This is a genomic window from Streptosporangium subroseum (assembly GCF_900188345.1).
In the GTDB taxonomy this organism is placed as follows: Bacteria; Actinomycetota; Actinomycetes; order Streptosporangiales; family Streptosporangiaceae; genus Streptosporangium; species Streptosporangium subroseum.
Map to the genome: position 1 here is coordinate 88,845 of NZ_FZOD01000001.1, position 19,204 is coordinate 108,048.

General features: G+C 69.2%; 16 protein-coding genes. 10 read left to right on the top strand and 6 right to left on the bottom strand.

Annotated elements, in window-relative coordinates; translation table 11 throughout:
- Positions 1–25 precede the first annotated feature (25 nt).
- Both CHC08_RS00430 and glnA (CHC08_RS00435) read left to right on the top strand, forming a co-directional pair.
- A complete protein-coding gene (locus CHC08_RS00430; RefSeq protein WP_089205108.1) occupies positions 26–1,060 on the top strand; it encodes a hypothetical protein in 1,035 nt (344 codons plus the stop codon).
- A gap of 159 nt (positions 1,061–1,219) precedes the next feature.
- Positions 1,220–2,644: a type I glutamate--ammonia ligase gene (glnA, locus tag CHC08_RS00435; protein ID WP_089205109.1), complete on the top strand. Its 1,425-nt coding sequence runs from the start codon at positions 1,220–1,222 to the stop codon at positions 2,642–2,644.
- 257 nt (positions 2,645–2,901) lie between these two features.
- Here glnA (CHC08_RS00435) and CHC08_RS00440 read toward each other — a convergent pair whose 3' ends face one another.
- On the bottom strand, positions 2,902–3,609 hold the full coding sequence (locus tag CHC08_RS00440) for an SDR family oxidoreductase (RefSeq protein WP_089205110.1): 708 nt from the start codon (positions 3,607–3,609) through the stop codon (positions 2,902–2,904).
- A gap of 119 nt (positions 3,610–3,728) precedes the next feature.
- On the opposite strand from CHC08_RS00440, the gene CHC08_RS00445 reads away from it, so the two are divergent.
- The 4 genes from CHC08_RS00445 to CHC08_RS00460 all read left to right on the top strand — a co-directional run bounded on the left by CHC08_RS00445 (position 3,729) and on the right by CHC08_RS00460 (position 7,157).
- The gene (locus CHC08_RS00445; protein ID WP_089205111.1) at positions 3,729–4,307 is read left to right on the top strand and encodes a TetR/AcrR family transcriptional regulator; all 579 of its coding nucleotides are present in this window, start codon (positions 3,729–3,731) and stop codon (positions 4,305–4,307) included.
- 114 nt (positions 4,308–4,421) lie between these two features.
- On the top strand, positions 4,422–5,318 hold the full coding sequence (locus tag CHC08_RS00450) for an alpha/beta fold hydrolase (protein WP_089205112.1): 897 nt from the start codon (positions 4,422–4,424) through the stop codon (positions 5,316–5,318).
- A gap of 214 nt (positions 5,319–5,532) precedes the next feature.
- On the top strand, positions 5,533–6,288 hold the full coding sequence (locus tag CHC08_RS00455; protein WP_275937135.1) for a C40 family peptidase: 756 nt from the start codon (positions 5,533–5,535) through the stop codon (positions 6,286–6,288).
- A gap of 32 nt (positions 6,289–6,320) precedes the next feature.
- The gene (locus CHC08_RS00460) at positions 6,321–7,157 is read left to right on the top strand and encodes an LLM class flavin-dependent oxidoreductase (RefSeq protein WP_089205113.1); all 837 of its coding nucleotides are present in this window, start codon (positions 6,321–6,323) and stop codon (positions 7,155–7,157) included.
- A 154-nt stretch (positions 7,158–7,311) separates the two neighbouring features.
- Here CHC08_RS00460 and CHC08_RS49280 read toward each other — a convergent pair whose 3' ends face one another.
- The 3 genes from CHC08_RS49280 to CHC08_RS00480 all read right to left on the bottom strand — a co-directional run bounded on the left by CHC08_RS49280 (position 7,312) and on the right by CHC08_RS00480 (position 12,828).
- On the bottom strand, positions 7,312–8,505 hold the full coding sequence (locus CHC08_RS49280; protein WP_179281813.1) for a hypothetical protein: 1,194 nt from the start codon (positions 8,503–8,505) through the stop codon (positions 7,312–7,314).
- A 374-nt stretch (positions 8,506–8,879) separates the two neighbouring features.
- Complete coding sequence (locus CHC08_RS00475; RefSeq protein WP_089205371.1) at positions 8,880–11,861, bottom strand: bifunctional [glutamine synthetase] adenylyltransferase/[glutamine synthetase]-adenylyl-L-tyrosine phosphorylase; 2,982 nt, start codon at positions 11,859–11,861, stop codon at positions 8,880–8,882.
- 265 nt (positions 11,862–12,126) lie between these two features.
- A complete protein-coding gene (locus CHC08_RS00480; protein WP_089205114.1) occupies positions 12,127–12,828 on the bottom strand; it encodes a type 1 glutamine amidotransferase in 702 nt (233 codons plus the stop codon).
- 280 nt (positions 12,829–13,108) lie between these two features.
- Here CHC08_RS00480 and CHC08_RS00485 point away from each other — a divergent pair, with 280 nt between their 5' ends.
- Positions 13,109–13,972 (top strand): alpha/beta hydrolase, encoded by an 864-nt coding sequence (locus CHC08_RS00485; protein ID WP_089205115.1) that lies wholly within the window; start codon positions 13,109–13,111, stop codon positions 13,970–13,972.
- A 19-nt stretch (positions 13,973–13,991) separates the two neighbouring features.
- Here CHC08_RS00485 and CHC08_RS00490 read toward each other — a convergent pair whose 3' ends face one another.
- Entirely contained in the window at positions 13,992–14,717 is a 726-nt protein-coding gene (locus CHC08_RS00490) for a PaaI family thioesterase (protein ID WP_089205116.1), read from the bottom strand.
- A gap of 293 nt (positions 14,718–15,010) precedes the next feature.
- The gene (gene glnA, locus CHC08_RS00495) at positions 15,011–16,372 is read right to left on the bottom strand and encodes a type I glutamate--ammonia ligase (protein WP_089205117.1); all 1,362 of its coding nucleotides are present in this window, start codon (positions 16,370–16,372) and stop codon (positions 15,011–15,013) included.
- A gap of 196 nt (positions 16,373–16,568) precedes the next feature.
- Here glnA (CHC08_RS00495) and CHC08_RS00500 point away from each other — a divergent pair, with 196 nt between their 5' ends.
- Genes CHC08_RS00500 through CHC08_RS00510 form a run of 3 tightly spaced genes read left to right on the top strand, consistent with a single transcriptional unit; the run spans position 16,569 to position 19,166 of the window.
- Positions 16,569–17,540, top strand: coding sequence for a terpene synthase family protein (locus tag CHC08_RS00500; RefSeq protein WP_089205118.1), 972 nt, complete (start codon positions 16,569–16,571; stop codon positions 17,538–17,540).
- Between the two features lie 34 nt (positions 17,541–17,574).
- On the top strand, positions 17,575–18,120 hold the full coding sequence (locus tag CHC08_RS00505; protein WP_089205119.1) for an EF-hand domain-containing protein: 546 nt from the start codon (positions 17,575–17,577) through the stop codon (positions 18,118–18,120).
- The gene (locus tag CHC08_RS00510) at positions 18,120–19,166 is read left to right on the top strand and encodes a terpene synthase family protein (RefSeq protein WP_179281814.1); all 1,047 of its coding nucleotides are present in this window, start codon (positions 18,120–18,122) and stop codon (positions 19,164–19,166) included. The genes CHC08_RS00505 and CHC08_RS00510 overlap by 1 nt, the downstream gene beginning before the upstream one ends.
- The last annotated feature ends 38 nt before the right edge of the window (positions 19,167–19,204 follow it).

Genomic DNA, 19,204 nt, shown 5'->3' on the forward strand with positions numbered 1-19,204 from the left:
TCTGTTTCCACCGGAGAACCCCCCAGTGTCTGACATAGAAGACGTCGATAAGCGCTTCAACGAACTCACCGCGCAGATCGACCAGAACGAACAGCGGAAGATGAACAAGGCCGCCGCCCAGGAGTGGGCGCGCCTGCCACGCGTCAGGCGCCGCCGCAACCGGCGGATCGCGGCGTTCGCCGTGGTCGCCGTCGTGGCGGGCGCCGGGCTGTTCGTCGCCTACCGGCCCGAGGTCGTGAGCATGATCCCCGGTGTCGTCTCCGAGCGGTTCTCCGATATGGACCTGGGCGCCCTGCGCCTCGGCCAGGTTCCCGAAGAGACCACACCGGTCGATGTGAGACCGCTGAAGGTCTCCCCCTTCGAGGGCTCTCCGGCCAAGAACTACGCCGACGGCGCCAAGGGGCTGGTGATGCCTGCGGCCAGGGCGACGGGTGGGCTGAGCCGGAAGGACGTCGCCACCGCCCTGCAGCGCACCCGCGACATGCTGAAGGCCTCCCATCTTGACCGCAGGACGCTCATGGGCGGCAGGCCGACGGCGCTGGCGAAGCTCCTGCACCCGGAGCAGCGCGAGTGGTTCCTGAAGAACCTGGACCGAGGGAAGCCGAAGAAGGGAGTCTTCAACAGCAGAGACTGGGTCACCAGCCTGGCACCGAAGACCGCCGAACTGGCCACCGACGTGATCAAGGTCAAGGGAAAGACGAAATACTCCACCTTCCAGCAGAAAGGCCGGTCCGGAGCCCGCATCACGGTGAACTACCTGTTCGTCTACGCCATCCACCGCCCCGGACGGCCGGAGCCCACCGAACGGATCATCGCGCACAACCTCGGCGAGGTTCAGGTTTACCGAGAGAACGGCAAGCTGGTGATATGGCCCGTCACCTGGAATGCCGACGGTGTCGCGGGTTCTCGCTGTGACGTCTACGACGGATTCGTTCACCCGTTCTACAGTGACTCCGCCCCCGACGAGGAGGCCGCCAAGGTCACCACTGCCCCGGTAGACCCCTACGAGCTCGACGGCGACGTGGAAAGCGAGGACTGCAGTCTTACTATCGGCACGTGAAACTCGGGCAAAGGAAGCGCTTTTATGACGAGTCCAGTCTTACCCCGGGACTAACGTGGAGGCTGCTTTCCCTTAACACAGGTGAAACAAACGAGACACGGGGCGGTAACGGCAGAGACCTATATTCGGTGTCTAGCCCGTGCCCCTTGGGAGGTTCGCGTGTTCAACTCCGCCGAAGACGTCCTTAAGTTCATCGAGGACGAAGGAGTGCAGTTCGTTGACGTCAGGTTCACGGACCTGCCGGGAACGACGCACCACTTCACGTTCCCCACGGAGAACTTCGGTGCCGGCGTCTTCACTGAAGGTCTCATGTTCGACGGGTCGTCGATCCGTGGTTTCCAGGCCATCCACGAGTCGGACATGCTCCTGCTGCCCGACCCGTCCACGGCCGTGCTCGACCCCTTCCGGCAGCACAAGACGCTTAACATCAACTTCTTCGTGCACGACCCGCTGACGGGTGAGGCCTACAGCCGCGACCCGCGCAACGTCGCCCGCAAGGCCGAGGAGTTCCTCAAGGGCACCGGCATCGCCGACACGATCTACTTCGGCCCCGAGGCCGAGTTCTACATCTTCGACGACGTGCGGTTCGAGACCAACGCGCACTCGAGCTACTACCACATCGACTCGATCGAAGGCGCCTGGAACAGCGGCAAGGCCCAGGAGGGCGGCAACCTCGGTTACAAGCCGCGCTTCAAGGGCGGCTACTTCCCGGTTCCGCCGATGGACCACTTCACCGACCTGCGTTCGGAGATGGTCCGCAAGCTCATCGAGGCGGGCATCGACGTCGAGATGCAGCACCACGAGGTGGGCACGGCCGGTCAGGCCGAGATCGACTTCCGGTTCAACACGCTGCTCAAGGCAGCCGACACCCTGATGCTGTACAAGTACATCGTCAAGAGCACGGCGCAGAAGTACGGCCACACGGTCACCTTCATGCCCAAGCCGATCTTCGGTGACAACGGTTCCGGCATGCACTGCCACCAGTCGCTCTGGAAGGACGGCGCGCCGCTCTTCTACGACGAGGTCGGCTACGCGGGTCTGTCCGACACCGCCCGCTACTACATCGGCGGCCTGCTCAAGCACGCTCCGTCGCTGCTGGCGTTCACCAACCCGACGGTGAACTCCTATCACCGTCTGGTCCCCGGCTACGAGGCCCCGGTCAACCTGGTTTACTCCCAGCGCAACCGCTCGGCGTGCATCCGCATCCCGATCACGGGCTCCAACCCGAAGGCCAAGCGCATCGAGTTCCGCGTTCCGGACCCGTCGTGCAACCCGTACTTCGCCTTCGCCGCCCAGCTCATGGCCGGCATCGACGGCATCCGCAACAAGATCGAGCCGGTCGAGCCGGTCGACAAGGACCTCTACGAGCTTCCTCCCGAGGAGGCCCGCAACATCCCGCAGGTCCCGGGCTCGCTCCCGGAGGTGCTCGCCGCCCTTGAGGCCGATCACGAATACCTGCTGGAAGGCGGCGTGTTCACGCCGGACCTGATCGAGACCTGGATCACCTACAAGCGTGAGAACGAGATCGACCCGATCCGCCTGCGCCCGCACCCGCACGAGTTCGAGCTGTACTACGACGTCTGAGCCGCCAAGCCTCTGATCTGCGGAAACACACTGGCGGGTTGATCCGCCAGATCACGCACAGGGCACTCGGGCATCTTGCGAAAGGCCGTTGACCCGTCCCTCCTTCCGAGGGCCGGTTCGACGGCCTTTCGCATGCGCTCCTCCCCCGGCGGCATGAGGCACTTCGCGGGGGCCCTCGATGCCGGTGCGCCCCCGGGTGGCACGGTTGCCCCGCCGGAGGTCGGGAGGGCCGGCGATCGCGGCCCTCCCGATCCGGATCAGGCGTTGACGGCCACGTGCGGGTAGAGCGCGGTGATGTCCGCCGCCAGAGCGCCCTTCACCTGGCGGGTCCACTCGTCGGCGAGCACCTCGTGCAGACCCGCCTCGACACCGTCGATCGCCTGCCGGGCCACGTCGCCCGGGGCGGACCTGGGCGCGTCCCCCGCCCACTGCGTCGCGAGGTCGGTGTCGACCCAGCCGACGTGCAGGCCGGTGACGCCCACCCCGTGCGGGTGCAGGTCCTGCCGCAGCGCGTTGCTCATCGACCACAACGCCGCCTTGGACGCCGCGTACGCGCCGAGCATCGCATACCAGGACAGCGCCGAGTGGATGTTGAGCAGGTGGCCGCCGTTGGCGATGAGCCGGGGCGCGAGGGCCCGGGTCACGTGCAGCGGCCCGTAGAAGTTGATCTCGAACTCCCGGCGGACCTCCTCCAGATCCCCGTTGAGGTAGTCCGCCGCCAGGGTGACGCCGGCGTTGTTGATCAGGAGGTTGACGTCAGGGGCCTGCGCGACGGCGGCGGCCACCGAGGCCGGATCGGTGACCTCCAGTTGCAACGGGACGACGTCCGGGTTGGTGATCGTCTTCGGGTCGCGGGCGGTGGCGTAGACCTTGGCCGCACCACGTGCGAGCACCTCGTCGACGAGCGCCTTGCCGAGACCGCGACCGCCTCCGGTGACGAACACCACGGAGCCTTGGATCTTCATGTGAATTCCCTTGCACGGAGAAGGACGATTCGCGCGGCGGAGACCGCTGGAAACCGATCGGTTTCAGCCACTATAAACCGATCGGTTTCCAGATGCCAACCAGGGGGTAGGCTGCGGATATGACGTCGACCGCGAAGACCTCCCCCCGCGAGCGGTTGATCCAGGCCGCGACCGAGCTGTTCTATCTGGAGGGCTTCGCCACCACCGGCGTGCAGAAGCTCTGCCAGACAGCCGGTGTGTCGAAGCGGTCGATGTACCAGCTGTTCGAGACCAAGGACGAGCTGCTGGCCGAGGTGCTGGCCCGGTCCGGCCCGGCGAACTTCGCCCTGTTCCTCGACCGGTCCACCGACGGGGCCCCACGCCGGCGGATCCTGCACGTCTTCGAGCAGATGGAGAAGCTGGTCGCGGCGGCACAGTACTTCGGCTGCCCGTTCGTCAACGCCTCGATCGAGCTGAAGGACCCCGCCCACCCGGCGAGCGAGATCGCCCGGCAGGGCAAGCAGCAGCTCACCGACTACTTCGCCGAACAGGCGAAGCTCGGCGGCGCCGCCGACCCCGCCACGCTGGCGATCCAGCTGACCATGCTGTTCGACGGGCTGAGTGCCCGGGTGATGATGTACCCCGGCAACCTGGACGGGGTGGGCATACGCACCGCCGTCGTCCTGCTCGACGCGAACGGGCTGCCCTCCGACGCGTGAGGCGCTCGCCGCCCACAGCCCGTTCTGTGACCGCCATCACAGAGATGGAATCGAACTTACCCGCGGTCTCCGCATCTTGTCGGTGTTCACACCACCACCACGACCGGAGACCTCATGAGCATCTCTGCCACGAACCCACTGTCGCCCGGCACCCATGTCATCGACGTGGACGGCATCACCCAGCGCTACCACGTCCACGGCACCGGACCGGTGTGCCTGGCGCACTCCGGCGGTCCCGGAGTTTCCTGGGAGTACCTCAGGATGCCGGCGGTGGAACAGCACCTGACCATGGTGTACGTGGAGCCGATCGGCACGGGCGAATCCGGCCGCCTGGAGACGCATCCCAACGGCTACACGCGAGACCGCTACGCACAGGTTCTCGACCGCTTGATCGATCACCTTGCGCTGCCGAAGGTGTATCTCCTGGGCCACTCGCACGGCGGCTTCGTGACGCAGCACTACGCCCTGCGCCACGCCGACCGTCTCGCCGGCGTCATCCTGTACGACAGCGCGCCGCTCACCGGGGCCGAGCACTTCGCCGAGGCCATGCGCAACCTGGAGGATTTCACCCGGAGGAACGCGGGCAACCCCGAGCTCCAGGAGGTCCTCGACGCCTTCCAGTCGATCCCCGCCATCTCCAACGACGAGGAGTTCACCGTCGCGGTCCGTGGGCTGCTCCCGGCCTACTTCGCCGATTACTGGGGGCGCGTGGAGGAGTTCGCGCCCATGCGGGCCTCGGTGGGGGGATCACACATCTCGGGCCTCGACGAGAACCTCGCTCCCGACCTCATCGACGACCGGGAACTGCTGGGCTCGCTCACGATTCCGGCGCTGGTGATCGTCGGCCGTTACGACGTCATCTGCGGGGTGCGCTGGTCACGCGAGCTCAACAAACTGATTCCCGGCTCCGAGCTGCTCATCCTGGAGAACAGCGGTCACTTCGGCCACATCGAGGAGCCCGAGAACTTCGCCCGGGCGATCGCCGGCTTCGCCACCTCCATGCCGGCATGACAGACCCGCGGGGCGGGGTCTGAGCCGCCGGAGCCGGACGCGGACAGGATCCCCGTCCGGCTCCGGCGGCGGGGCCCGCCCACGAATCCGGAACCCCGATCTGGTCAAGATCGACGACTGGGCCCGGCCGGATCAGGCGGGGTTCGCCCGGCGCGCGTCACCGACTTGTTAGGCAGACTGGCCATAACTTATGGCGACAAATCGGTGAGGTGACGTGACAGAGGTTCTCCGGTACGAAGGGGCACATCCCAAGCCTCCCCAGACCGGGGAGCGACGTCACGACCCCCTCGGACGCCTCCGGCTGCCCGAATGGCTGCCCGGATGGCTGCCCGGATGGCTGCCCGGATGGCTGCCCGGACGCGACGACCTGCCCAGACGCCGGCGGCGGGCGGCGACGGCCGTGCTGCTGGGAACGTTCCTGCTCCTCAGCGGCTCGGCCTCCGCTCCGATCCTGCCCGTCACCCTGAACCGGCTCACCGCCATCGCGTACTCCATCGAGGCCGGGCAGTACCAGCCGGGCTGGCGGGGCGGCGAGATCCCCTACTCCTGGGGTGGCGGCCACGACAAGACCCCCGGCCCCTCCTTCGGCACCTGCGAGGGATACCAGGGTTCGGTCCGGCCGTGTCCGGCCACCAGGACCCTCGGCCTCGACTGCTCCGGGCTGGCCAGATGGGTCTACCAGCTCGCCTACGGGCGGGACGTGCTGGGACCGGGCAACACCAACGATCACATCCGGCGGCTCACCAGGATCTCCGCCGCCAGGGCACAGCCGGGAGACCTCGTGTTCTACGGCAAGGTCGGCACGCGCAAGTTCTACGGCAAGGTGGGCGCGCGTAAAGTGAGGACCCACCACGTGGGCGTCTACATCGGCGATGGCAAGATGATCAATGCGCTCAGGACCGGTACCGAGATCCGGGTCGACCCCATCACGGCGGTCAAAGGTTTCGCCGGTTACTACCGTTTGCCATAGCCGGTCTCACTCCCGTTTCCCCTAGGAGATATATGCGCCTCGGCGTGATGTTCGACCGCGACCTTCCTCCCGAGTCACTCGTCCCCTTCTGCCGCCATCTGGACGGGGCCGAGGTGGACGACGTCTGGGTGGTGGAGGATCTGGGCTGGACCGGGTCGATCTCGTCGGCGGCCACCGCGCTCGCCGTCACCGAACGGCTCCGCGTGGGCATCGGGATCGCTCCGGCGCCGCTGCGTAATCCGGCCCTGCTCGCCATGGAGTTCGGCAACCTCGCCAGGCTGTACCCGCACCGGCTCGCCGCCGGGATCGGCCACGGCGTCCAGGACTGGATGCGTCAGGTGGGCGTGCTCGCGCCCTCGCCGCTGGCGTTGCTGGAGGAGACCGTCGTGGCGGTGCGCGCGCTGCTGCGCGGCGAGACGGTCACCGTCCAGGGCCGGGCCGTCCACCTCGACGGAGTAAGCCTGGTGCATCCGCCCGCCACTCCGCCGCCGGTCCTCGCCGGGGTGGTACGGCCCCGCTCGCTGGAGCTGTCGGGGCGGGCGGCGCAGGGCACGATCCTGCCCGAGGGGGTCGGCGGCGCGCAGATCGAGGAGGCGCGGAAACTGATCGGTGGCGGCGATCACGAGCTGGTGGTGTTCACCCACCTGTACATCGGTGAGGACTCCGCGGCGGTCGCACGTCTGGCGGCGGGCGCGGCGGAGTTCCTGCAGATCGATCCGGGCGAGGTCGTGATGGCGGCGGGTTCTCCCGAGATCGCCGCCGACCAGGTCAGGTCGCTGTGGGAGGCCGGAGCCGACACGGTGGTGGTCCGCCCGTTCGGTCCGGACCCCCTCCCCCAGGTCGACCTGCTCCTGGCCGAACTCCGCTGAACCCGGGAGCCGCGCTCCCGAACGGGAGCGTGTGCTCCGCGCGGGCGAACCGGGCCTCCACCGGCGCGGGCCACGAGTCGCCCGGCGCTCGCGAGAACCCCGTACTCACCGGCGGTTCCCGCCGACCCGGCGCGTTCGGCCGCGGAAGCGACGGCTAGGAGCTCCGGCCTCGGACGCCGGTCAGCCGGCGCAGGACGTCCCACCAGAACGAGGCGCCGAACAACAGCGCGACCATGGTGAGCAGGTAGCCGGGCCAGTGCCCGGGAGTGATCAGCCGGTCCCACCAGGCTCCGCCGTTCCAGTGGAAGGAAGGCTCGTCGGAGTCCTCGGGCGGCATCGTGACGCTCACGAGGGCGTGGTCGAAGATCTTGACCAGCGCCGGGGAGCTGAGGGACTCGGTGACGCACCCGTACGGCTCGGCGACACCGGCCTCGGAGCCCGCGCATTTGTCCCTCAGTGCGGCGTATCCGTCCCCGCCGCCCCCCGCGATGGCGGTCACCCCGGTGCGGTAGGCGTTGTCGCGCAGCAGGGTCTTGCCGTACTCCAGCGCGTCCATGCTGAACAGCAGCGTCAGCACCACTCCCAGCGCGAACACCACCAGCTTGACGTAGCGGCCGTAGAGCATGGACAGCCGCTGCATCTCCCCGTCGAACCAGTTCTCGACGCCCTTGCGGAACTTCCCCATGTCCCGCTGAGCGCCCTCCCACACGCCTCTGAGGTGGCCCGCCAGGGGGCTGTTGATGGCCTCCAGCTTGGCGAGCAGACCCTCGATCCCGTTCTCCTCCGCGGAGGCCAGTTCCATCACCGCGCCGGAGAACCGCTCGGGCGGGATGTTGGCGATGCTGGTGCGAGCGCCCTTGGGATGGTCGATCTCCTGGAGACGTTCGTACAGCCGCGCGGTCATGTCGATCGGCGCGATCCCCTCAGCGGGCTTCCCGGCGGCGGACTCGGCGACGGGCTCTCCGGCGGCTTCCCCCGCGGCGAGCCCCTCGGTGCCCCCCTCGTCGGCGAGCCCTTCGGCGGTGTCCGCGGTGGAGCCGTCCGTGGCGAGCTCTTCGGCGGCCGGGACCGCCACGGGGTCGACCCGCATCGGCTCGACCACCGAGGGCGCCGGGTCGGGGCTGTGCACCGGACGCGGGTCGTCCTTGGAGAAGGGCAGCTTCGCGAAGATGTCAGCGATCTTCGACGGGATCCACGACCTTCCCTCTTCGGGACCTCCGTCCAGTGTGTCCCTGAGGTAGGCCCAGAGAAACTTGCTGCGGATCCCGAGCAGCCGGACGAAGGCCTCGTTGACCCCGCTCACCAGCAGGGACAGGAGCAGGAAGGCCAGAATCAGGCCTATGGCCAAATCAACGTAAATAGATATCAATCGGATCACCCGGACCGTTGATACACGCCTGTCCCAGGCGGCGCAACGCGATCACGTAAAACAGGTCGGTTTCGTAACCGGCCTGCGGCCCCGCCCCCACGATCCGGCGAACGGATCCGCGATCGCCCGAACGGACCCGCCTCCCAAAGTCCGGAACGGCTTTTCGCAGAGGCGGGTCCGAGATCGCCCCGAAACCCGGACGGGCCTTCGCGGAGGCGGATCCGAGACCGTTCCGAAGCGCAGAACGACTTTCACAGCAGCGGGTCTGAAGCCGTCCCCGAAGCACAGAACGGCTTTTGCAGAGGCGGGTCCGAGATCGCCTCTGGAGCCCGGACCTGCCTTCGGGGAACGGGTCAGCCTTCGTAGAAGACGCGCTCCACGACCCGGCGGGCACGGCGGGTGGCGCGGCGGTAGTCGTCCACGAAGTCCTCGCTGCCGTCCGGCGGATAGCCCAGGACGCGGGAGATGAGCGCGCGTTCGCGGACGTCCACCGGGATGGAGTCGGCGGCGCGGCCCCGGACCAGGACGATGGCGTCGCGGATGCGCGAGGCGAAGATCCAGGCCCGGCTGAGCACGTCCTCGTCGGCTTCGGACAGCAATTCCTCCCCGACCGCCGCACGCAGCGTCTCCAGGGTGCGGGTGGTCCGCAGCGACGGCAGACGTCCCGCGTGACGGAGCTGGATGAGCTGGGCCACCCACTCGACGTCGGACAGCCCGCCGGGACCGAGCTTGGTGTGCAGGGCGGGGTCGGCGCCGCGGGGCAGCCGTTCGGCCTCCATCCGCGCCTTCAGCTTGCGGATCTGCAGCACGGCCGCGTCGGAGATGCCCCTCTCCGGGTAGCGCAGCGGATCGGCCAGGTGCAGGAGTGAGACGCCCAGCTCCGCGTCCCCCGCGGAGAACCGGGCACGCAGCAGCGCCTGGGACTCCCACGGCGACGACCAGCGCTCGTAGTAGGCGGCGTAGGAGGCCAGCGTACGGACCAGCGCGCCCTGACGGCCCTCAGGACGGAGATCCGGGTCGATGATCAGCGGCGGGTCGGAGGAGGGCAGGGCCAGCAGGCGGCGCAGCTCGTTGGCCACGGCGTAGGCCGCGTCGGTGGCCTCCCGCTCCGGCATCCCCTCCAGCGGCGAGTGCACGAACATCACGTCGGCGTCGCTGCCGTAGGAGCTTTCGATCCCGCCCAGGCGGCCCATCGCGATCACCGCGAACCGGGTGCCCAGCGGAGTGCGCCTCTCCATCTCGACCTTGCCGACGGCGGCGTCCAGCGCGGCCTGGATCGTCACGTCGTTGAGCGCCGACAGCGCCTGGCCGACCTCCTCGATGCCGATGTGCCCGGAGAGGTCGGCGATCGCCGTACGGAACAGCTCCCTGCGGCGCAGCCCGCGCGCCGCGCCCACCCCCTTCTCGGCCTCGCCCGGGTAGCGGCTCACCATGGCCCGCGCCTCCGACAGCAGCGCCGCGACCGGCCGGGGATCCAGCTCCGCCTCCGAGCCGAGCATCGTCACCGCCTCGGGGGCGTCCATCAGCAACCCCGTCGCGTAGCGACTGGTGCCGAGCAGCCGGGCCAGCTGCGAGGCGACGGCGGTCTCGTCACGGAGGAGACGCAGGTACCACGGGGTGGCGCCGAGCTTGTCGGAGATCTGGCGGAAGCCGAGCAGACCGGCGTCGGGGTCGGGGGCGTCGGCGAACCAGCCGAGCATGACCGGCAGGAGGGTCCGCTGGATCGCCGCGCGACGCGAGACGCCCGTGCTCAGCGCGCTGATGTGGCGCAGCGCGCCCGTCGGGTCGGTGTAGCCGAGCGCCTCCAGGCGGGCCTTCGCGGCGACGGTGGAGAGCCGGTCCTCCGACTCGGGCAGCCGGGCCACGGCCTGCAGCAGCGGGCGGTAGAACAGTTTCTCGTGCAGGCGCCTGGCCTCCATGGCGTGCCGTTTCCACTGGGTGGTGAACTCCCCCACCGGGTCGATGGTCATCGCCAGTCCCCGGCCCAGCCGCCGCAGGTCGGCGACGCCTTCGGGCACCACGTGGGTACGGCGGAGCCGGTGCAGCTGGATCAGGTGCTCGATCTGGCGCAGGAAGGTGTACGCCTCGGCGAGCGCCTTGGCGTCGTCCCTGCCGACGTAACCGCCCCGGGACAGGGCGGCGAGCGCGGGAAGCGTGGCGCGGCGGCGCAGCAGCGGGTCCATGCGGCCATGGACGAGCTGGAGCAGCTGGACCGCGAACTCGATGTCGCGCAACCCTCCGGGCCCCAGCTTGAGCTGGCGCTCGGCCTCGCTCGTACGGACGTGGGCCTCCACCCGGCGGCGCATGGCCTGCACGTCCTCGACGAACTTCTCCCGGGTGGCGGCCTGCCAGACCATGTCGTTCATCAGGGAGACGTACTGCCCGCCGAGCTCGGCGTCGCCCGCGATCGGCCGGGCCTTCAGCAGCGCCTGGAACTCCCAGGTCTTGGCCCAGCGCCGGTAGTAGGCCTGGTGGCTGGCGAGGGTGCGGACCAGGGGGCCTGCCTTGCCCTCGGGGCGCAGTGCCGCGTCCACCTCCCACAGCGACCCCTCCGGGGTGCTGGTCGAGCAGGCGCGCATCATGCCCTGGGCCAGCCGGGTGGCGAGCTGGATGGCCCTGTTCTCGTCGACGGTCCCGTCGGCGCCCTCGCGAGGCTCGGCCACGAAGATGACGTCGACGTCGCTGATGTAGTTGAGCTCGCGCGCGCCGCACTTGCCCATGCCGATGACGGCCAGCCGCACCGAGTCGGACTCCGGGTGCTCGGACCGCGCGATGGCGAGGCCCGCCTCCAGCGCGGCCCCGGCCAGGTCGGACAGCTCGGCGGTGACCTCGGACAGCGAGAGCTCGCCGGTGACGTCGCGGGCGGCCAGGTGGAGCAGGCGGCCCCGGTAGGCGACACGCAGCGCGACCAGGGTGTCGGTGGTGGCGTCGCCCGCGCGGGGTTCGGGGTTCTCCGGTTCGGCGCCGACCGCGAGCAGCAGCTCAGCACGGAGCTCCGCCTCGGTCGGCCGCTGTACGGCCTGCGCCCCGCCGAGAAGCCGCCAGTGCTCGGGATGCCTGACCACGTGTTCGCCGAGAGCCGCGCTGACGCCGAAGACGCCGAGCAGCCGGGTCCGCAGGCCGGGGTCGGACCGGAACGATCCAAGCACGCTCGGATCCCGCTCGGCCAGCCGGTTGAGCGAGGTGAGCGCCAGATCGGGGTCCGCCGTGCCGACCAGGGAGGCCAGCAGATCGATGTCGCCTACCGCCTCGGGGCCCAGTTCGTCGAGCAGCCGCTCGGCTCTGGCCCCATCGGCGAAACCGAGCCGGGCCAGTCGCCCGGCGGTCGTCTGCATCCGGGGCACGGTGTCCACCGCCCCTCCCTCGTCCTCGATCACAACCACGGGTGACCTTCCTCAATCCCTACCCCGAGCGATCAAAGGTGCACGCTCCCCTGCGCATCGCGCTCGCCTCGGTCCTCGGCGGGCGATGGAGGCGATGTGGCCTCTCCGCTCACCCTCTCAGGTCGGGCTCGCGCCCCCAGGTATCCGGAGCGTCGCCGCACACGCTAATCCTGAAAGTGTGCGCCGTCGTTAGCGGATTCGGAACGTAATCGCGCAGTCACGCGGTTTGGACGACGGTGACAAAACGCTCGGCGAGTGACTTCCAGGTGCCGGCGAGACCTTCCCTCGCCTCCTTCACCTGTGTGTTGAGCTCCTCGACCGAGTAGCCGCGCTCGGTCAGGTGATCTGCCGATCCCGCCGTCCAGCCGGTGAAGATCTCCGGGGTGGCCTCGGGATGGAACTGCACCGCCCAGGCCCTGTCCCCCAGCCGGTAGGCCTGGTTGGGGTAGGGGTCCCCGGTGGCCAGCGGCACCGCGCCCGGGGGCAGCGCCGTCGTCGCGTCGCGGTGATACTGGACGGCGAGTGCGGGGCCCAGCCCGCCGAACAGCGGGTCGGCACCGGCGGCCGGGAGCGGGACGACCTCACACGCGCCCACCTCCAGCCCGTGCTCACCGCGCTCGACGGCGCCTCCGCAGGCGAGCGTCATGAGCTGGGCGCCCAGGCAGATCCCCAGGGTCGGCACGCCGCCCTCCACCGAACGCCGGATCAGGTCCCGGGTGGCGGGCAGCCAGGGGTACTGCTCGTCCTCCCAGGCCGCCGCCTCGCCGCCGAGCACGATCAGCCCGCCTGCGGCCCGCTCGGGCACGGCCTCTCCCAGGTAGGGCCGGACGACCTCGAACTCCGCCCCGGCGTCGGTCAGCCATCCGGCGAAGAACCCCAGGCCCGCGTCGGCCTCATGCTCGATGACGGTAATCCTCATGGAGCAATTATGGGCTGGTATGAGGCGATGCTGCCTACCAGGGGACGTGCTCCACCGCCGTGGAAACCGTCACAATTCTCTCCGACTCTGATCGTTGGACGTTGACCCCGGACGGAGACACCCGCCACCATCGACGTGGACGACCCGCTCCTCATGCCTGCCGCGATCTCCGGACGGGCATGCGGGTGGCCGGCCGGTACGGCGCGGCCCCGTCATACGAAGTCGCATGAAGCCGTACGAACCTGAGCATCGTTTCATCCGCGATTTTTGAGAGAGTCCCGTGAATCCTGTCTTGAGCGACGTCGAGGTTCCCGGCGGCGCGCTGCGTGTCGCCCGGTTCGGCACCGGACCGCGTCTGATCGTGGCGGTGCACGGCATCACCGCCTCGCTCATGGCCTGGAACGCCGTCGCCCGGCGGCTGCCCGCCGAATGGTCGCTGGTCGCCATGGACCTCCGGGGCCGCGGCCACAGCGCCGGGCTTCCCGGCCCGTACGGCCTGCCGCGGCAGGCCGAGGACGTGAACCTGGTCGCCCGGTCCGTGGGCGCGGAGTCCGACATCGTGCTGACCGGCCACTCGATGGGCGCCTACATCGCGCTCCTCGCCGCGGCGGGCCACGACTACGCCAGGGTCGTACTCCTCGACGGAGGGCTCCCGCTGCCCCTGCTTCCCGGCCTGGACGCCGACGCGACCCTGGACGCCACGGTCGGCCCGGCTCTCGCCCGGCTCGACCGGACCTTTCCGAGCACCGACGCCTACGTGGACTTCTTCAGGGCCCACCCGGCCTTCGCCGGCAACTGGACCGACGACGTGGAGGAGTACGTCCGCTACGACGCGATCGGCCCCGAGGGCGCGGTGCGCTCACGGGTGCGGCAGGAACCGGTCCGCCAGGACGGCCGGTGGCTGCTCAACGAAGGCGAGGAGATCGGCGCCGCGCTCCACGCGGTGAAGTCGCCGCTGTCACTGCTGCGGGCCCCTCGCGGCCTGCTCGACCAGCCGGTCGGCATGATCCCCGACGAGCTCACCGCCACCTGGAAGGGGCGGCTGCCCGCCCTGGAGGAGGAGCTGGTCGAGGACTGCAACCACTACACGATCCTGTTCCAGGACCGCTGCGCCTCGCTGGTCGCCCGGCATCTCAGCCGGTAGAGCCGGCCCGGCGCGGGTCCTATGCCGGAATGATCCAGACGGCTCTGGCCGAGGCGACCAGGGTGCCGTCGACCTCGTAGACGGCACTCTCGCCGAAGAGCTTGCGGCCCTCGCGACCGGTGGCGCGGGCGACCACGGAGTAGGTGCCGCCGGGATAGACGCGGCGGTGGATCCGCGCGGTCAGGCGGCCCAGCAGGGCCGACTCTCCGGGCTGGAAATGCGCCCAGCCGGTGGCGCAGTCGAGCGCGGCCCAGATGATCGCGTCGGAGACGACGCCGTCCTCCTCGGCGACGGTCATCGGCACCCGCCAACCGGCCGCGACCAGATCGGTGCCGGACACCCGGCCGGGAAAGATGCGCATGCCGTCACCGGGGTCGCGCACACCGCAGACGAAGCAGCCGGGGAAAGGGTGGGCGACAAATCCGACAAATCCACCCTCTGCGAGGGCCGCCTCGTTGAAGGGCACAAACTCCGGGGCGTCCAGCTCCTCGGCCACCGTGATGGCCTCGACCAGCAGGTTCTCACCGTGGGTGAGGGTTGCGGTGTTGGCGAGATGACGCAGATGCAACTGTGTGTCCAGCGGCGTGGGCGCGTGCAACGTGACCTCAACGGCCGAGTCGTGCTGGGCGCCGTGCAGCGCCTCGGAGACCGTACCCGCGATCCATCCGCCGTTCGCGACGCCCTCGGGCCCCCGGAAACGCGCCGGAACGGTCACCACGGTCTGCAGCTCGGCAGCCGTCGTCATACCGCACCTCCTGTCGCCTTTTATGGCGATTAATACTCAGAAATACCTCTAAACGGACAGGCCGATTTTACCGGGGTCGTTGCACGTACAGCCAACTCGGGGTCGATGACGCCGCCGTTAGCCACGGGTAACGCCCGCATGACGTTCGGCGGTCCACCGCGGAGCAACCGTTGTGACACGCTCCGCCGCTGGTCGGCAAGGGCTCCGGGACACGACGAAACGGCGTGGGGCCGGCGGTTCACCACCGCCGGCCCCACGCCTTCGTTCTGAGGAAATCTCCCGTCGACCCGGGCTTACAGGATCGGCAGGTAACGGCCGAGCTCGAACTCGGTGACCTGGCGGCGGTAGTCGTTCCACTCGTTGCGCTTGTTGCGCAGGAAGTAGTCGAAGACGTGCTCGCCGAGGGTCTCGGCGACGAGCTCGCTGCGCTCCATGACCGCGATGGCCTCGTCCAGCGACTGGGGCAGCGGCTGGATCCCCAGCGCGCGGCGCTCGGCCGAGGTCAGCGCCCAGACGTCGTCCTCGGCGCCGGGGGGCATCTCGTAGCCCTCCTCGATGCCCTTCAGCCCGGCCGCGAGGATCACGGCGAAGGCCAGGTAGGGGTTGCACGCGGAGTCCAGGGAGCGGAACTCGACGCGGGTGGAGCCGCTCTTGTGCGGCTTGTACATCGGCACCCGGACCAGGGCCGAGCGGTTGTTGTGGCCCCAGGAGATGTAGCTCGGGGCCTCGCCGCCGGCTCCGGCGATCGCCTCCGCGCCGCCCCACAGCCGCTTGTAGGAGTTCACCCACTGGTTACAGACCGCAGTGATCTCGGCGGCGTGCGTGAGCAGGCCGCCGATGAACGAGCGGCCGATCTTGGAGAGCTGGTAGTCGGCGCCCGGCTCGTAGAAGGCGTTGCGGTCACCCTCGAACAGCGACATGTGGGTGTGCATGCCGGAGCCCGGATACTCGGTGAAGGGCTTGGGCATGAAGCTCGCCCAGATGCCCTGCTCCAGCGCGACCTCCTTCATGACCAGACGGAAGGTCATGATGTTGTCGGCGGTGGTGAGGGCGTCGGCGTAGCGCAGGTCGATCTCCTGCTGACCGGGGCCGCCCTCGTGATGGCTGAACTCGACGGAGATGCCCATCGACTCCAGCATCATGATCGCGTTGCGCCGGAAGTCGTGACCGGCGCTGTGCGGGGTGTGGTCGAAGTATCCGCCGTCGTCGATCGGCTCGGGACGATCGCCCCGCTCCGGCCGGTCCTTCAGCAGGAAGAACTCCACCTCGGGATGGGTGTAGAAGCTGAAGCCCATGTCGGAGGCCTTGGCCAGGGTGCGTTTGAGCACCCAGCGCGGATCGGCGTGCGAGGGTGAGCCGTCCGGCATGAGGATGTCGCAGAACATCCTGGCCGCGCCCGGCGTCTCGCTGCGCCACGGCAGGATCTGGAACGTCGATGGGTCCGGTTTGGCCAACATGTCCGACTCGTAGACCCGGGCGAAGCCCTGGATCGCCGAGCCGTCAAACCCGATGCCCTCCGCGAAAGCACCTTCAAGCTCTGCCGGGGCGATGGCCACCGACTTGAGGAACCCGAGCACGTCGGTGAACCACAGCCGGATGAACCGGATGTCGCGCTCCTCGAGAGTGCGGAGAACGAACTCCTGCTGGCGGTCCAAGGCTTCTCCTTCATTGCCGACGTGGTGCGACACGCCTGGTGGTCTACCAGTTTGCCTGCTCCGTGTTTCGCACACGTTACGAGGGAGAACGGTGAGATGCGGCATCGGCCACGTCGCGCCTCCCCACAACCTGCGCCGTCTCCTCTTACAGTGTGCGACCGGAGCCGCTGAAGTGCTATCCGGGGGGAAGACGACGATGGGCACCGAACTCCGCAGACCGCCGTGCGCCGCCACGCCGGCGGCCCAGCTGGCCGAACGGCTCGCGGCGATGGCGATGCCGTGTCCCATGCACCCGTCGGTGTACCAGATCGAGGCCGCGGTCATCGACTGGTCGCGCGAGGTCGGCCTGGACGCCGATCCCGGCGCCCACCGGCTGGCCGGGCGGGCGTTCGCCGGCTACGACACGGGCACGGCCTCGCTGTTCGCCCGCTGGCTGACGTGGTTGTCCCGCTTCCGCGAGGATCCGGCGGCATTCGCCGGAGTGCTCGCGGTGGCCGAGGGCGGCGAGCCGGGAGCGCTGCCGCTGGAACGTTCCTTCGCGAATCTGTGGCGGGCCTGCGCGCCCGGGATGAGCCAGGAATGGCGCGAACGGTTCCTGGCCGGGCTGACCGCCCAGCACGAGGCGCTGCTCGCCATCGGTACGCCGATCCAGGACCGGCCGTCGGCCGGGGAGCGAACTCCGATCCGAGATCGGCCGTCGACCGGGGAACGCCCGCCGTTCCAGGACTGTCCGTCGATCGAGGACTACCCGGCGCTGGGCAGGAACGCCTTCGGCCCGTATCTGTTCGACCTGGTGGAGCCCTGCGCCGGGGTGGAGGTGCCCGCCCCGGTCCAGGAGAGCCCGCGCTGGCGGGCGGTCGTCGAGGCGAGCGGTGACGTGGCTGCCTGGTGCGACGATCTGACCACCGGGCGCGGCTACGTGGCCGTCGCCTCCACCTGGCTGGACCGCCCGGACGACACGGCTGTGGAATGGGTGATCGACCGCGTCGTGACCCGGATGGAGGAGCTCTGGACGGCCGCCCGCGCGATTCCCCTGCTTCTGGAACGGCACGATCTCGGATTCGCCGCCTCCCGCGAGGCGACCCGGGTGGCATGCGCTTTCTTGACCATACCCAGGGCTTACCTGGAGTGGTTCCTGGAATCGTCTCGCTATCGTCACTTAGGGTAACGATCTGAGTTCTTCGCGTAATGTGGGAGTCAAAATGAGCCTCGAGCTCCTCAAGCATAAATTGGACCGCGCCTTCGGGCACATGGACGTCAACGGCAAAGGCTCGATCGAGCGCGGTGACCTTCTCGGCCTCGGTGCCCGGATCCTCGTCGGCTTCGGCGAGGCCCCGACCTCGGCCGCCGGCAGCAAACTCGTCCAGGGCTTCGGGTCGGTCTGGCAGACTCTGTCCACGGAGATCGACGCCACCGGTGACCGCGCGATCTCCCCCGAGGAGTTCCGGGCGGGCATGACCTCGGCCTTCATCGAGGGTGACCGGTTCGACACGGTCTTCGGACCCGCGACCGAGGCGTTCGCCGAGCTGTGCGACACCGACGGAGACGGCTCCGTCGGGCCGGACGAGTTCCAGGTCATGATGGCCGCGTTCGGCACCCCGTACGAGGACGTGGAGGCGGCCTTCGGCCGGCTGGACCTCGACCAGGACGGCAACATCTCGGTCACCGAGCTGGCCGAGGCGGCTCGGCAGTACTACACGAGCACCGATCCCGACGCCGCCGGCAACTGGCTTTTCGGGCCGATCTAGTGGCCCCGACCCTCACCCAGTCCTTCGCTCAACCCTCGACCCGGCCCCACACCCCCGGTGAAACGGGGGTTCCCTCACCGCCGGAGCGGGCTCCGGGAGTTGCCGCGGCCCTGCTGCTCCCCCTCACCGACCTGGTCCCGGCGATGGCCGCACGCTGCCAGATGCACCCCTCGATCGACCGTATCGGAGCCGAACTCGCCGGCTGGGCCCGCGAGATGGGGCTGGAAACGCCCGCTCAGGCCGGGTTCGAACGGATGGCCGGCCGTGCCTTCGCCGAGTCGGGCACGGACGCGGCGTTCCTGTTCGCCAAGTGGCTGACCTGGCTGTTCCACTTCGACGACGAGTGGGACGAGAAGCCCGCGGGACGCGCGGTCGAGATCGTGGAGGTCGCCTTCGAACGGCTTGATCTCATCGCCCGCGGCTCCGTCCCCGCCTCCTCCCCCGTCGAGAGAGCCTTCGAGGACCTCTGGAAGGTCACCTCCGCGCGGATGGGTCAGCGCTGGCGCCGGCGGTTCCTCATGGGGCTGGCTGCCCAGGGGGCGGCCTGCCGTACGGAGGCCGAGAACCGGTGCTCGGGACGGGTGCCCTCGGTGGCCGGGTATCCGGCGCTCCGCCGGGGAACGGCGGGCCCCTACCTGTTCGACCTGGTCGAACCGTGTCTGGGGGTGGAGGTTCCGGTCGAACTGCGCGAGACCCCGACCTGGCAGACCCTCATGGACGCCTGCAACGACGTCACCGCCTGGTGCAACGACGTCGCCTCCCATCACAAGGAACGCGCGAACGGCGACGTGCACAACTACGTGACGGTCGCCGCCGTCGCCTTCGGGTTCTCGGACGGCGATGCCGTCACGTGGGTGAACGACCGGATCGCCGCCCGTTCCAAGGATCTGCGGACCGCCGCCAGACGGCTGCCGGGGCTGTTCGACCAACTCGGAATCCCGGCGGGCCAGGCCAGAGACCTCAGCAGGGTGGCGTGCGCGTTTCTCGCCGCGCCCAGGGCCCAGCTGGAATGGCTCCTGGAGTCCAGCCGGTACGACGTGCCGTAACCGTACGATCCCCGCATGTCCTCGTGAAGGCATGCGGG

Bases quoted from the DNA above. Each gene is read 5' to 3' on its own strand.
- CHC08_RS00440 (WP_089205110.1), bottom strand. From the start codon at position 3,609: ATGAAGATCCAAGGCTCCGTGGTGTTCGTCACCGGAGGCGGTCGCGGT.
- CHC08_RS00445 (WP_089205111.1), top strand. From the start codon at position 3,729: ATGACGTCGACCGCGAAGACCTCCCCCCGCGAGCGGTTGATCCAGGCC.
- CHC08_RS00450 (WP_089205112.1), top strand. From the start codon at position 4,422: ATGAGCATCTCTGCCACGAACCCACTGTCGCCCGGCACCCATGTCATC.
- CHC08_RS00460 (WP_089205113.1), top strand. From the start codon at position 6,321: ATGCGCCTCGGCGTGATGTTCGACCGCGACCTTCCTCCCGAGTCACTC.
- CHC08_RS00475 (WP_089205371.1), bottom strand. From the start codon at position 11,861: ATGCAGACGACCGCCGGGCGACTGGCCCGGCTCGGTTTCGCCGATGGG.
- CHC08_RS00480 (WP_089205114.1), bottom strand. From the start codon at position 12,828: ATGAGGATTACCGTCATCGAGCATGAGGCCGACGCGGGCCTGGGGTTC.
- CHC08_RS00490 (WP_089205116.1), bottom strand. From the start codon at position 14,717: ATGACGACGGCTGCCGAGCTGCAGACCGTGGTGACCGTTCCGGCGCGT.
- CHC08_RS00500 (WP_089205118.1), top strand. From the start codon at position 16,569: ATGGGCACCGAACTCCGCAGACCGCCGTGCGCCGCCACGCCGGCGGCC.
- CHC08_RS00505 (WP_089205119.1), top strand. From the start codon at position 17,575: ATGAGCCTCGAGCTCCTCAAGCATAAATTGGACCGCGCCTTCGGGCAC.